Origin of the sequence: Streptomyces sp. NPDC048338 (assembly GCF_043201055.1) — a bacterium.
GTDB lineage: Bacteria > Actinomycetota > Actinomycetes > Streptomycetales > Streptomycetaceae > Streptomyces.
Genome location: NZ_JBICYQ010000010.1, coordinates 109,238 through 122,884, shown reverse-complemented (window position 1 = coordinate 122,884; position 13,647 = coordinate 109,238). Strand labels below are relative to the sequence as shown.

11 protein-coding genes are annotated in these 13,647 nt (G+C 74.4%); 5 read left to right on the top strand and 6 right to left on the bottom strand.

Features of this window, described 5'->3' with window-relative positions:
- Window positions 1-191: 191 nt before the first annotated feature.
- Complete coding sequence (locus ACGFZF_RS23470; protein ID WP_393556960.1) at window positions 192-3,794, bottom strand: tetratricopeptide repeat protein; 3,603 nt, start codon at window positions 3,792-3,794, stop codon at window positions 192-194.
- A 5-nt stretch (window positions 3,795-3,799) separates the two neighbouring features.
- Window positions 3,800-6,391: a bifunctional FO biosynthesis protein CofGH gene (locus ACGFZF_RS23465; RefSeq protein WP_393556958.1), complete on the bottom strand. Its 2,592-nt coding sequence runs from the start codon at window positions 6,389-6,391 to the stop codon at window positions 3,800-3,802.
- Between the two features lie 285 nt (window positions 6,392-6,676).
- On the opposite strand from ACGFZF_RS23465, the gene ACGFZF_RS23460 reads away from it, so the two are divergent.
- A complete protein-coding gene (locus tag ACGFZF_RS23460) occupies window positions 6,677-7,354 on the top strand; it encodes a hypothetical protein (protein ID WP_393556956.1) in 678 nt (225 codons plus the stop codon).
- 9 nt (window positions 7,355-7,363) lie between these two features.
- Here ACGFZF_RS23460 and ACGFZF_RS23455 read toward each other — a convergent pair whose 3' ends face one another.
- Complete coding sequence (locus ACGFZF_RS23455; RefSeq protein WP_393556954.1) at window positions 7,364-8,194, bottom strand: LLM class F420-dependent oxidoreductase; 831 nt, start codon at window positions 8,192-8,194, stop codon at window positions 7,364-7,366.
- An 88-nt stretch (window positions 8,195-8,282) separates the two neighbouring features.
- Here ACGFZF_RS23455 and ACGFZF_RS23450 point away from each other — a divergent pair, with 88 nt between their 5' ends.
- A complete protein-coding gene (locus tag ACGFZF_RS23450) occupies window positions 8,283-9,794 on the top strand; it encodes a CehA/McbA family metallohydrolase (protein WP_393557296.1) in 1,512 nt (503 codons plus the stop codon).
- On the opposite strand, the gene ACGFZF_RS23445 is transcribed toward ACGFZF_RS23450, so the two are convergent.
- Window positions 9,775-10,308 (bottom strand): GNAT family N-acetyltransferase, encoded by a 534-nt coding sequence (locus tag ACGFZF_RS23445; RefSeq protein ID WP_393556952.1) that lies wholly within the window; start codon window positions 10,306-10,308, stop codon window positions 9,775-9,777. The two genes, ACGFZF_RS23450 and ACGFZF_RS23445, sit on opposite strands and share 20 nt — an antisense overlap.
- Window positions 10,309-10,472: 164 nt before the next feature.
- Window positions 10,473-11,165, bottom strand: a complete 693-nt coding sequence (locus ACGFZF_RS23440) for a hypothetical protein (RefSeq protein ID WP_393556950.1) — start codon at window positions 11,163-11,165, stop codon at window positions 10,473-10,475.
- Between the two features lie 226 nt (window positions 11,166-11,391).
- Between ACGFZF_RS23440 and ACGFZF_RS23435 the strand changes: the two genes are divergently transcribed.
- Both ACGFZF_RS23435 and ACGFZF_RS23430 read left to right on the top strand, forming a co-directional pair.
- A complete protein-coding gene (locus ACGFZF_RS23435) occupies window positions 11,392-12,162 on the top strand; it encodes a GNAT family N-acetyltransferase (RefSeq protein WP_393556948.1) in 771 nt (256 codons plus the stop codon).
- A gap of 138 nt (window positions 12,163-12,300) precedes the next feature.
- A complete protein-coding gene (locus tag ACGFZF_RS23430) occupies window positions 12,301-12,768 on the top strand; it encodes a carboxymuconolactone decarboxylase family protein (protein WP_393556946.1) in 468 nt (155 codons plus the stop codon).
- On the opposite strand, the gene ACGFZF_RS23425 is transcribed toward ACGFZF_RS23430, so the two are convergent.
- Window positions 12,734-13,222: a GNAT family N-acetyltransferase gene (locus ACGFZF_RS23425; RefSeq protein ID WP_393556944.1), complete on the bottom strand. Its 489-nt coding sequence runs from the start codon at window positions 13,220-13,222 to the stop codon at window positions 12,734-12,736. The two genes, ACGFZF_RS23430 and ACGFZF_RS23425, sit on opposite strands and share 35 nt — an antisense overlap.
- Before the next feature lie 168 nt (window positions 13,223-13,390).
- On the opposite strand from ACGFZF_RS23425, the gene ACGFZF_RS23420 reads away from it, so the two are divergent.
- Window positions 13,391-13,597 carry a hypothetical protein gene (locus tag ACGFZF_RS23420; RefSeq protein ID WP_356602810.1) on the top strand — a complete coding sequence of 69 codons (207 nt, stop codon included), beginning with the start codon at window positions 13,391-13,393 and terminating at the stop codon, window positions 13,595-13,597.
- Window positions 13,598-13,647 lie beyond the last annotated feature (50 nt).

Genomic DNA, 13,647 nt, shown 5'->3' with positions numbered 1-13,647 from the left:
GCAGCACTGTAATCGACCGGGTACGCACGTTCGCGGTGTGGAACGTTATGTGATCCGACGCCCTTCAGGCCGGATTTGACCGAAGTTCACCCGAGGTTCCGTCGCGTGTTCGCCCGAGGTCCCACGCGACGCCGGGAGCCCGGGGGCGGCGCCGGAGCGATGCCGGGAGCCCGGGGGCCGGCACCGGGCGGTCAGTCCTCTTCCGCCTGCGTCAGCTCGGCCAGCCGCGAGGCCAGGGGGCGCGACAGCTCGGCGAACCGGCCGGTGTCCGCGCCCCGGGACGCGGCGAGGTCGTCCAGGGCGTCACGCACGTCGACGACACCCGCCCACAGGTGCGGGAGCCGGAGCAGCCGCTCCAGCGACTCCCCGGCCCCGTCCCACCGTCCCAGGGCCGCCCGGGTCACGGTCAGGGCCCCGAGTTCGTCGACGGTGGGCTCGTCCGCGACCACGAAGGCGTGCTGTTCCTCGTACTCCCGCCACAGCCCCGCGGCGGCCTCGATCCCGGAGAGACGGCTCTCCACCCGCGCCAGCAGGAACAGTCCCTCCGGCGGCTTCGCCTCGCGCAGCCGCACCGCGGCCTCCCGGGCCTCACCCGGTCGTCCCAGCCTCAGCAGCGTCCAGGAGATGAGCTCCCACCGATCGTCGCGGTCGCCCGGTGGCAGCGCGTCGAGAAGGTGGTGCGCCTCCCGGAAGTGTCCGAGGTGGAAGAGGGCCATGGCGCGACGGCCCGTGATCCAGGCGGAGTCGCGGTCCGGGCAGTGCTCCAGATCGGCGAGCGCCTGCCGCGAACGGCCGACCGCCTGGGAGAGCCATGCCCGCTCCGCGAGCGCGGCCGTGCCCTTCAGCTCGACCAGCCGGTCCATGTCCGCCAGGCCGCCGGGCACGTCGCCGAGCAGGCACCGGACACGTGCCCGCCGCTCCCGGGCCCCACGGTGGTCCGGGGAGAGCTCCAGGGCCCGGTCGTAGTCGGTCAGGGCCTCGGTCAGACGGCCCGCGGCCGTCCGCGCGGCCGCGCGCGCCAACCGGTCCACGACGGACTCCGGGCCCGCCTCGGCCAGCGCGTCGCAGCGGGCCCGCCCCCCGGGGGTGGCCCGGACCTCCCGGAGCAGGACGGCCGCCAGTGTCCATCCGACGCCGTCGGGCGCCAGTGCCCACAGCCGCTCCAGATCGTCCAGCGCCCCCTCGGGCCACCCCCGTGCACGACGGACATGGCAGCGGACACCGAGCGCCCCGGTGTGGTCCGGATTCAGCGCGATCGCCCGGTCCAGGTCCGCCAGCGCCTCGTCGAGCCGGCCCGCCCGCTGGTACGCCTGGGCGCGGTCGACGAGCGCCGTCGCCACGTCGTCGCCGCTCGCGACCGCCCGGTCCAGCACGGCGGACTCGGCGTCGGGGTTCCCGAGTCGGCGTTGGAGCTCCGCCAGTTGCGACAGGGCCCAGCCGTAGTCCGGTCGGGCCGCCACGGCAGCCTCCAGGGCGGACAGCGCCTCCTCCAGGCGTCCCAGGCCGGCGAGGACGAGGGCCTTGCTGCCCAGGGCCCAGGCGTAGTCGGGGTCGAGTCGCAGGGCGCGGTCGAGGTCGGACAACGCCCGGTCGTGGTGGCCGGAACGCCAGTGCAGGTAGCCGCGGTTGGCGGGCAGCCAGGCCAGGTCCGGCCGCCTCTCCTCGGCGTGGTCGAGATCGGCCATGGCCCCCGCCTCGTCGCCGAGCGCGAAGCGCACGTCGGCCCTGCGCAGCAGCGCCCACCAGTAGTCCGCGTCCTTCTCGACAGCGCGGTCGAGGTCGGCCAGCGCGCCCCGGAGGTCGCCGAGCTGGAACCTCGCGTGGCCCCGCGTCGCCAGGACGACGGCCTCCTCCGGCCCCGACGCCAGCGCCCGGTCGCAGTCGGCGACCGCGTGCGCGTACCGGCCCGCCCTGCGGTGCAGTTCGCCGCGCTCCGCGAGGATCCACGGGGTGTCCGGGGCGAGTCCGTCCGCGCGGTCGAAGTGCTCCAGCCCCGCGGCCAGGTCGCCGCGCCGCTGGCCCACCATCCCGAGCTCGTAGTGCGCGCGGGCGCACTCCGGGTCCAGTGCGAGGGCACGCTCGTGGTCGGCCGTCGCGGCGTCGTACTCCTCGGCGAGGCGCCGGCGCTTGCCGCGTGCCACGAGCGCCGCCACCTGCCCGGACGCGCCGAACGCCGCCCGGGACAGCAGCAGGTCGAGCAGGGCCGCGACGGGCTCCGGCCCGGTCTCCAGGGCGTTCGTGGCGGCGCCGGCCCAATCCCGCAGGACCCGGGCGTCCGCCGCCTCGCCCGCGTCGGCGAGCGTCCAGACCCAGCGGCGGGCCGTGGCGGGTCCGTCGTCGCAGGCGTCGACGCCGTCCCGGAGCGCCTCCGCCAGCGCGGCCTCGGGCCGGGCGCAGAGCCGGTGGTACGTCTCCTCCAGGCGCGCCGCCCGCCACTCCTCGCGTTCCCACCGCTCGTCGTCCCGGACGCCCTCCGCCGCCGACCCGGCCCGCCCGGCGAACGCGTCCGCGAGGCGGTCGTGGTCCTCGGTCCACTTCCGCGGCGAGCGGGTGCGCTGGAGGTAGAGCATGGGGCCGCGGACGACGTCGTGGTACTGGAGGCGTCCCTCGTGGACGGAGACGAAGGGCAGGGTCCGCAGCCAGTCGAGGAGTCCGGGGTCCGCGTCCGCGGCAACGGCGGCGTGGAAGACGTCCTCGTCCAGCCGGCGGGGCAGGGCGCAGGCCAGGGCGGCCGCGTGCCGGTCGGGGTCCGGCTCGCCGCGCAGGAAGCGGTCCACGGCGGTGGCGCTGGGGACGCCGGCGTCACCCGGGTTCTCGGCCAGGGTGGACACCAGGACCGGAAGGCCGCCCGACAGCCGCAGGACGTCCTGGACGACGTGCTCGTCCACCACGCCCCGTCCGGTGAGGAGCCGGCGCGACTCGGCCTCGGTGAAGGGCCGCAGCGCCAGTTCCCGGGCGTAGAAGGCGCTGTCCGGCCAGGAGGCCGGGTCGAGGCGGTCGCGGCCCGCGATCACGAAGACGGTGGTGGCGGGCAGCGCGCCGTACCGCTCGGTGGTGACGAGGTCGCGCAGCCAGGTGTCGAGGTAGGGCGCGGTGCGTTCGTACGTGTCGAAGAAGAGGGTCAGCCAGGGGGCGTCGGCGGCGATCCGGTCCAGTTCGGCGACGAGGACGGGGGTGAGGCTGCGGACCGGGTCGAGGACGAGCCGCACGTCCTCCTGGTTGCGGAAGCGGGCGCTGAGGATGCCGCGCAGCCGGTCGGCGCCGTGGGCGAGCGGGCCCGGGTCGAGGGCGCCGGTCAAGGCGCCCACGACCGGGATCATGCCCGCGCCGACCAGTCCGGCCTGGGCCAGCGCCATGCTGCCCGCACTGGGCGGGCCGTCCGGTCCCGTCCCGGGTCCGGGCTCGGCCGCCGCGGACGCCGACGCGGCCTCGGCCTCGTGGCGTCGCTGCTCGTAGGTGGCGAGCTGTCTGTCGAGGGCCTTGAGCGGGTGCCCCTGCCGGGCGAAGCAGGCGCTGATCACGGCCAGCACCTCGGGGACGCTGCTCGGCTCCTCGTCGGCGTACGCGGTCACGGCGCCGTGCCCGGCGGCGACGTCCCGGAGTTCGCGCAGGAGGGTGGTCTTGCCGACGCCCGCGTTGCCGCGGACGTGGAAGAGGAACCGGTGCCGGTCGTCCTCCACGGGAAGGTCGAAGTTCGCCCGGAACGCGGTGATCTCCTCCTGGCGACCGACGAACCGGGCACGCTTGCGCCCTTCCATCAGGGCCTGCATCGACGGTCGGGCGGTGGCGGCCATGCGCCTCAGTCTGGCAGCACCGGCAGCAGCTCCGGGAGGTGTCCGTCGGACGCCTCGGCGGCCCGAACTCGCTCCTGCGGCACCTCGCCGTAGAGCGTCGTGCGGGGCCGGGCGGGCCGGCCGGCGGCCTCGGCGATGGCGACGAGGTCCTTGACGGAGCGGTACGACCCGTAACCGGATCCGGCCATCCGGGAGATGGTCTCCTCCATCAGCGTGCCGCCCAGGTCGTTCGCGCCCGAGCGCAGCATCTCCGCGGCGCCGTCCGCGCCCAGCTTCACCCAGCTGGTCTGGATGTTCGGGATGTGCGGGTGGAGCAGGAGCCGCGCCATGGCGGTGACCGCGCGGTTGTCGCGGACCGTGGGGCCGGGGCGGGCGATGCCCGCGAGGTAGACCGGCGCGTTGGTGTGGATGAAGGGGAGCGTCACGAACTCGGTGAAGCCGCCGGTCTGCTGCTGGATGCGGGCGAGCGTGCGGAAGTGGCCGAGCCAGTGCCGGGGCTGGTCCACGTGGCCGTACATCATCGTGGAGGAGGAGCGGATGCCCAGCTCGTGGGCGGTGGTGATGACCTCGATCCAGGTGGCCGTGGGCAGCTTGCCCTTGGTGAGGACCCAGCGGACCTCGTCGTCGAGGATCTCGGCCGCCGTGCCGGGGATCGAGTCGAGGCCGGCCTCCTTCGCCGCCGTCAGCCACTCCCGTATGGACAGCCCGGTGCGGGTCGCGCCGTTGACGACCTCCATCGGGGAGAAGGCGTGCACGTGCATGCCCGGGACGCGTTCCTTGACCGCGCGGGCGATGTCGAAGTAGGCGGTGCCCGGCAGGTCGGGGTGGATGCCGCCCTGCATGCAGACCTCGACCGCGCCGACCTCCCACGCCTGCTGGGCCCGGTCGGCGACCTGGTCGAGGGAGAGGGTGTAGGCGTCGGCGTCGGTGCGGCGCTGGGCGAACGCGCAGAAGCGGCAGCCGGTGTAGCAGACGTTGGTGAAGTTGATGTTCCGCGTGACCACGTACGTGACGTCGTCGCCGACGGCCGCCCGGCGGACGTCGTCGGCGATCCGGGTGAGGGCGTCGAGCGCGGGTCCGTCGGCGTGCAGGAGGGCGAGCGCCTCGTCGTCGGTGAGCCGCGTCGGGTCGTCGGCGGCGGTCGCCAGCGCGGCGCGGACGTCGGTGTCGATCCGCTGCGGGATCATGCCGGGCGCGGCGGCCTCGCGCAGCGACTCCCAGTCGCCGTAGACCTCGTCGAAGTCGTCCCGGCGGTCATGGGTGCGGCCGGTGGTGTCGATGGTCTGGTGGAGGTCGGTGCGGCCGGTGGCGGTGAACGCCTCGTCCGGCTCCTGCCAGGGCAGGCCGCGCACGACCGCGTCCGGGTCGGCGAGCCCGGTCTCCGGATCGGCCAGGGCGCGCACGTGCGGGAGCAGCCGCGGGTCGAGCCAGGGCTCGCCCCGGCCGACGAACTCCGGATAGACGCAGAGGCGCTCGCGCAGCTCGAAGCCGGCCGTGCGGGACTTCCCGGCGAGGGTGTCGATCTGCGGCCAGGGCCGCTCGGGGTTCACGTGGTCGATGGTGAGGGGGGAGACGCCGCCCCAGTCGTCGATGCCGGCGCCGATGAGCCGCCCGTACTCCTCGTCGACGAGGTTCGGCGGGGCCTGGAGGCAGGCGGAGGGGCCCATGATGTGCCGGGCGACGGCGATCGTCGCGACGAGGTCGTCGAGTTCGGCGTCGGGCATGCCGCGCATGGCCGTGTCCGGCTTGGCGCGGAAGTTCTGGATGATCAGCTCCTGGATGGAGTGGTAGGCGCGGGAGATCCGGCGCAGCGCGAACAGCGAGTCGGCGCGCTCCTCGTACGTCTCGCCGATGCCGATGAGCAGCCCGCTGGTGAAGGGGACCGAGGAGCGGCCGGCGTCCTCCAGCACCCGCAGCCGCACGGCCGGTTCCTTGTCCGGGGAGCCGTGGTGCGGGCCGCCGGGCTCGGACCACAGCCGGGTCGCGGTCGTCTCCAGCATCATGCCCATGGACGGGGCGACCGGCTTGAGCCGCTGGAAGTCCGTCCAGGACAGCACGCCCGGGTTGAGGTGGGGCAGCAGGCCCGTCTCCTCCAGGATGCGGATGGCCATGGCCCGGACGTACGCGATCGTGTCGTCGTAGCCGTGCGCGTCCAGCCACTCGCGCGCCTCGGGCCAGCGGTCCTCCGGCTTGTCCCCGAGCGTGATGAGCGCTTCCTTGCAGCCCAGTTCGGCGCCGCGGCGGGCGATGTCCAGGACCTCGTCGGGCGACATGAACATCCCGTGCCCGGCCCGGCGCAGCTTGCCCGGCACGGTCACGAAGGTGCAGTAGTGGCACTTGTCCCGGCACAGCCGGGTCAGCGGGATGAAGACGCTCTTCGAGTACGTGATGACCCCGGGCCGCCCGGCGGCCTCCAGGCCGGCGTCCCGCACCCGGCCGGCGGACGCCACGAGATCGTCGAGGTCCGCCCCCCGCGCCTGCAGCAGCACGGCGGCCTCGGCGACGTCGAGCGCCACCCCGTCCCGGGCGCGCCTGAGGGCGCGGCGCATGGCGTTCTCGGTGGGGCGTTCGGCGCGTACGGGCTGCTGATCCGTCATGCACCGAGCATACGAGCGGGCCGCGGGTTTGAGTACGCGTACTCAATCCCGCCCACCTGCGGCGACGACTACGAGCCCGAGGGCCGGGTCGTCCAGATGCGGCACAACTGGAGCGTCTAGAGACGAGGACCCGACCTCGGTACTGGCCGTCACCGTCGTCTCCCGCTGCTTCCAGGAAACCCCCGGCGCCTCCCCCGCCCCCTGAACATCTGAGTACCCGCGCACGGTCCTTCTGAGGTGCCGCCCCCATCCGGGCGGCACCCGGCCGGACGTAGCGTCCTGGTCATGACGAACGAGCTCATGGACGACGTCGCGGCGCCGCAGGCGCCGCTGCGGCGCAGCGCCCTGCGGGGCACCCTCTGCCTCCTCCTCGCGGCGGTCGGCGTCCCCGTGCTGCTCGTGGTCGGGCTCGTCGTCGTGTACGCCGTCGAGCGGGGCACCGGCGAGGGGTTTCCCGAGGTGGCTCCGGCCGTGATGGCCGAGCGGGCCACCTCGCGCACGCAGGAGCTGTACGACGTCGCGGGGCTCGGGGGCGAGCTGCCCGCCGGGCAGTCCGGCGGGGACAACCGCGCGGCCGAGAACGCCCTCTCCGCCGAGGTCTGCTACCCGGACGGACTGGAGAGCATGGCCGACGAGCCCGAGGAGGGCTCCTACCGGCTCGGGCACGACTGGCGGATCGCCGGCGTCTCCGAGGCGGAGGGCGGGGCCGCGCTGGGCCGGCTCCGCGACCACCTGGAGAAGACCGGCTGGGACGTGACCGCCTTCCGTGAGAGCGGTACCGACCGGACGCTGCGCGCCGAGCGCCGTGACGGGGCGGACGGGGGGCGCGAGCGGGTCGTCGTCACCTGGTGGTCGTACTGGCGGACCCTCGACGGGTTCACCGCGATGCCCTGCGCCTACGACCCTTCCGGGGTCGGCGGCGAGGACGCCGCAGACTCCCTGGAGCCCCCGACCCTCCGGTGACGCGGGCGGTCAGAGGAACCGCGCGTACGTGTCCAGCACCCCCAGCACCTCCGACTCGTCGCCCGGCGGCAGTTGCAGCACGACCTCCTCGCAGCCCAGCTCCGCGTAGTGCGCGAGCTTGCCGGGGCTGGGGAGGACGGCGTACGGCACCACCTGGAGCGTGGCCGGGTCCCGGCCCGCCTTCTCGAACGCCTCGCGCAGGACGGGCACGGACTCGGTCAGGCCCCGGCCGCCGATCGGCATCCAGCCGTCCGCGTACGCGGCGATGTGCGCGAAGAGCTTCGGGCCGGCCGCGCCGCCCAGCAGGATGCGGGGCGCGCCGCCGGCCGGCTTGGGGTGGACCTGCGAGGCACGCACCGAGACTCCGAACTCGCCTTCGTACGCGGTCGGTTCCTCGGCCCAGAGCGCTTTCATCAGCCCCATCCGCTCCCGGCCCAGTTCGCGCCGGGTCGCCCAACGCACGCCGTGGTCGGCGGCCTCCTCCTTGTTCCAGCCGAAGCCGACTCCCAGCGTGAACCGGCCGCCGGAGAGGTGGTCGAGCGTGGCGATCTGCTTGGCCAGCCCGATGGGGTCGTGCTGCGCGATCAGCGTGACGCCGGTGCCGAGCGCGAGCCGTTCGGTGACGGCCGCGGCCTGGCCGAGGGCGACGAAGGGGTCGAGAGTGCGGGCGTACTCCGGGGGCAGGTCACCGCCCGCCGGATACGGGGTGGCCCGCTCGACGGGGATGTGGGTGTGCTCGGGGAGGTAGAGCCCGGCGAAGCCGCGCTGCTCCAGTTCGCGCGCGATCCGCACGGGCGTGATGGTCTCGTCGGTCAGGAAGATCGTGGTCGAGATCCGCATACGGGCACGGTAGGGGGTGGGGCCGGGATTTCCGAGAGTCACGACGTGAGGGAGGGGTGCGTTGTCCGGGAGTTCACCGGCCTCGGCCATGGTGCCGGGCATGAGCGAACCGAGCAGGCGGACGCTTCTCACGACGGGCGCCACGGCCGCCCTTACCGTGGGTGGGGTGAGTTTCGCGCACGCCGGGGAACAGGACGCCGGGGAGCAGGACGCCGGCGACCGTACGGAGACGGTCGGCGGCACGCTGCCGCCCGGCTCCCCCGACTACGTGTACCTCCCGGTCGAGATCCCGCGCGGGGTCCGCGAGATCCACGTCTCGTACACGTACGACCGGCCGGCCGTGCCCGCCGGGACACAGGGCAACGCCCTGGACATCGGCCTCTTCGACCAGCGCGGCACGGCGCTCGGCGGCATGGGGTTCCGGGGCTGGTCGGGTGGGGCGCGCAAGGAGTTCTTCCTGCGCACCGACGAGGCGACGCCCGGCTATGTCGCCGGCCCGCTGCGGGCCGGGACCTGGTGGGTGGTGCTCGCCCCGTACACGGTCGCGCCGCAGGGGCTCGCGTACGCCGTGACGATCACCCTCCGCTTCGGTCCCTCGCTGCCCACGGCGCCCCCCGTGTACCCGCCGGACCGGGCCGCGGGCCGGGGCAGGTCCTGGTACCGCGGCGACAGCCACCTGCACACCGTGTACTCGGACGGGCGCCGCACGCCGGCCGAGGTCGCCGCGCTCGCGCGCGCCGCCGGCCTCGACTTCCTGACCACCACCGAGCACAACACCCATGCCGGGCACGGCGCGTGGGCCGAGGCCGCCGGGGACGACCTGCTGGTCCTCCTCGGCGAGGAGATCACCACCCGCAACGGCCACGTCCTGGCGCTCGGGACCGCACCGGGCACGTTCGTGGACTGGCGCTACCGGGCGCGGGAGAACCGCTTCGGGCACTTCGCGCGCGAGATCCGCCGGGCGGGCGGCCTCGTCGTCCCGGCGCACCCGCACGCCACCTGCATCGGCTGCAACTGGAAGTTCGGCTTCGGCGACGCCGACGCCGTCGAGGTGTGGAACGGCCCCTTCACCCAGGACGACGAGGTGTCGCTGGCGGCCTGGGACGCGGCGCTTGCCCGGGGCCGCCGGACACCGGCGATGGGCAACAGCGACGCCCACCGCGACCCGGACCGCGTCGGCACCCCGCAGACCGTGGTCCTGGCCGACGACCTGAGCCGGGAGGCGATCCTGGCGGGCCTGCGCGCGGGCCGGGCGTACGTCGCCGAGTCCTCGTCCGTCTCCCTGGACTTCGCGGTGACGGACGGCCGGGGCCGCTCGGCGGGGGTCGGCGAGCGTCTCGCGGTCCCGGCGGACGAGCCCGTCACCGTCCGTCTCGCCGTGACGGGCGCCCCGGAAGGCGGCACGGTCCGCTTCGTCACGGACCAGGGTGTCCTGCACACGGCCCGGGCCACGGACCCGGTGGAGTGGGTGACGACCGCCGCGTACGCCGGTTACGTCCGGGCGGAGGTCCGGCACCCGGCGGCGGCGCCCCCACTGCCGGGCGCGCTCGCGGCCTTCACCAACCCGGTGTTCCTGGAGGTCAGCCCTCGTACTCCGTGAGGTCGATGGCATGCACCCGCAGCGGGACGCCGAAGACCGGGTGCTCGGTCTCGCGCTCGGGGGTCATGCCGAGCTTGCGCATCACGTTCTCGGAGTCCGTGTTGCTGATGTGGGCGATGCTGACCACCCGGTCCAGGCCGCGGTCCTGCAGGGCGAACTCCAGGGCCGCGTGGGCGGCCTCGGAGGCGTAGCCCTGCCCCCAGAACGGGCGGCCGAGCCGCCAGCCGATCTCCACGGCGGGCAGCACCTCGGGCAGGAAGTCCGGCACGGACAGACCCGCGAAGCCGATGAGTTCGCCGGAGGCGATGAGTTCCACGGCGAAGAGCCCGAAGCCCTCGTCGTCCCACTCCTCCTCCCAGCGCTCGATGTCCTCGGCGGTCTCCTCCAGGTCGCGGACCGACCCGTCGCCGATCCAGCGCATGACCTCGGGGTCGGCGTTGATCTCGGCCATGGGGACGAGGTCGTCGTCGGTCCAGCGTCGGAGGATGAGGCGGGGGGTGCGGATCTCGGTCATGCCTCCATCTTCCGTCATGCGGAGCGGGTCGGTCCTAGGGGGCGTCTTGCCGATCTTGCCGGGCTCGCGGTGTCCTGAGACTCCGTCTCCCGCGTTGTCGTCGGTCGGCATGGCTCCGCCATGCCTTCTTCCTCCGCCTTGGATCCGAAGCCCCAGGACACCGCTCACTGACCCGGCCTGATCGACAAGACACCCCCTAGCGCCCGCTGCGTCGCGGCGAGGTCGCCGTACCCCCCTTCCTGCCAGACGCGCTCGCGGAACTCCTGGAAGGTCAGCGGCCGGGTGTCCTCGCCGGGCGCATCACGGAAGTGGACGGTGCCGCAGCGGTGGCAGTACCAGGCTCGCGACCAGAGGCGTTCGGCCTGCGCCCGGCCGCTCGTCAGCCGGGTGAAGGCACGGCGGCTGCGGATCCGCAGGACGAGGACCAGCACGGCCGCCGTCAGGGCGAGCGCCGAGATCACCGCGAGCCAGGCGAAGTCCGGCCACGCCGGACCGGCGGTGGGCAGCTCCTGCCCCGGCGCGTGGAAGATCCCGTTCTCGTCGAAGACCCCGCCGCCCTCGACCACGGGGACGTCGTCGAGCCAGTGGCCCGCGCCGGCTCCGGCCGCGAAGGTCCCGACCGCGACGAGGAGGGCCAGCACGCCGAGGCATCCGATCGCCCGGGACGGGGGTTCCGGCACGGGTGCCAGCGCCTCCGAGAGGGCGGTCGTCACAGGGCGGTCGACGGTGCGGTCATGGTGGTCGTCGGGGTTGCGCACTCGCACCCTGACCGTGTCCCGTCCCCCGAGGTACACGGCCGGTACGGCCTGCAGCCGGTCCTCCCGGCCGCACCCCGGGCACTGCGGTGTCCTGGTCATGATTCCCCCCTCGGACACGGCGGGCGCGTGTCGTGGGCACAGTGTCGTCGGGTACATGCCACAACTGCGTCCGGCATGTGTCACGACTTCGCATCCGCCCTGCGCGGCAGCCCGCTTGGCACCCCGCGCACGAGGAAGGGGAGGTCACCCGCGGCCGGGGCCGGCGCCGCCGCGTCACCGGAAGACGCCGAAAACCACCCGTGGACAAGGCCGTTCGGCTGCTTGGATGACCGTCATGCTGAACCGACTCGAGACGTACTACGACACCGCCCCCCGATCCGCCGCCCGTGCCGAGGAGTTCGGGCCGCTCACCCTCTTCGTCCGGGAGGGCGAGGGCTGGCCCTTCTACGCCCGGCCCGCCCTCGGGCACTCCGGCGAGGTGACGGCGGACGAGGTGGACCGGGTCCGGGCGCGGCAGCGGGAGCTGGGGGCGCCCGAGGCGTTCGAGTGGGTGGCGGAGACCACGCCGGGGCTGCGGGCGGCGGTCGAGAAGAGCGGGCTCGTGGTCCACGAGCATCCGCTGATGGTCCTGACCGACGAGGACGGGATCGTGCCCCTCCCGCTTCCCGAGGACGTCACCGTGCGGATGGTGGGCGCCGGCGATCCGGTCCTGCCGAGCGCGGTCGCCGCCCCGTACGCGGCCTTCGGCGCCGAGGCCACTCCGTCGGCCGTCGCCCAGGTCGCGGTGCGGATCGCCGAGGGGGCGACGCGGCTGGCCGCGGCCCTCGACCCGGCGGGCCACGCGCTCTCGGCCGGTCAGCACCAACCTGTGGGGGCCGTCTCCGAGGTCGTCGGGGTCGGCACCCTGCCGTCCGCCCGCCGCCGGGGGCTGGGGCTCGCGGTCACCGCCGCCCTGGTGGCCGACGCCCGGGCCCACGGGGTGGAGACGGTCTTCCTGACGGCCTCGGACGCGGACGTGGCCCGGCTCTACGGCCGGCTGGGCTTCCGCACGGTCGCCACCGCCCTGATCGCGGAGCCCGCCGAACCGGCCGCCTGACCCCGGCCGGAGAACGGACCGGAGAACGGACCGGAGAAGAAAAGATCCGCGGTCGTGTCACATCCGCGTCGCGCGCTCCGTCATTGCTGTGAGGCCGGCACGGGATCGGCCCGCACCGACCACGGAGGAGCGATCGCCATGCAGCACGAGACCGAGGCCCGGATGACCAACCCCGCCTACGTCCTGCCCGAGGCGGGGGCGGCCATCCAGGACCTGGTGAAGGCCACGCGGCAGGGCGGTGCCCCGGAGTCCGTCCTGGAGCTGGTGCACCTGCGGGCCAGCCAGATCAACAACTGCGGCTTCTGCGTGGACTACGGCGCGAAGAGCGCCAGGAAGGCGGGGGTGAGCGACGAGAAGCTGTTCGCCGTCGCCGCCTGGCGCGAGACCCCGTACTTCTCCGACGAGGAGCGCGCCGCGCTGGCGCTCGCCGAGGCCGCGACCCGGCTCGCCGACGCCTCGGACGCCGTGCCGGACGCGGTGTGGGACGCGGCGGCCGATCACTTCGACGAGAAGCAGCTCGCCGCGATCGTGCTGATGGTGGGCCTCACCAACCTGTTCAACCGGCTCAACGTCACCGTCCGGCAGCCGGCCGGCGTGGGGCTGTGACGAACGGCTCGCGCACCATCAGCACGTCGACGGGGTCCTCCGACTCGACGACGAAGCCCTCCCGTTCGTAGAGCCGGCGGGCCGCGCTCCCTTGGAGGACGATCAGCCGGACCGGGACCGACTCCTCGTCGGCCCGGGCCAGCAGCGTCCGCAGCACCGCCGTCCCGAGGCCCCGCCCCTGGGTCGCGGGGGCCAGGTAGAAGTGCTCGATGTACAGGCCCGGCCCGTGGTCGTACGGGCGGAGCGTCACGCAGCCGGCGAACACGCCGCCGGTCTCCACGACCGAGGTGTGCTCCGAGGTGAAGCCGTCGCGCAGCCGCTGGCGCACCCGGTGCTCGTCGTAGCGGCCGAGCCGCACCAGGTCGTCCCGCATCACCACCGCCCGCAGTTCGGCGATCGGCTCCACGTCCTGCGGCCGGCCCGGCCGCAGCGACCACGTCGTTTCCGTATACACGTACGCATCCTAAGGAGTGTTCCCCGGCCCCACGCAGGGCCGGATCCCCACCCGTCCCGCCCGCGGTGACGGCCCTGGCCGCACAGCCCGTCCAGGGCGGACGACGGGTCGGAGGGTGGGATTCCGGGCATCCGTAACCGCTTGGCGTCCGGGCGCGTTGGGCGGGGCATGAAGAAGATCCTCACCGCCGCCCTGGCCGGTCTCGCCGTGGCCGGCTCGCTCGGCTCCGCCGGTACCGCCGTCGCCGAGAGCGACGTCGGCCTGTCCACGGTCGTCCCGCTCAGCGGCGTCCTGAACCCCGACGAGAAGCAGCCGGCGCCCGCCGACCTGCCGCCCGCCAACGCGGCCGTCCAGCGGCTCCTGCCGGGGCACTGACGCGGGACGGAGGTGACGGGCCCCCCACGGGCCCGTCACCTCCGCCGTGT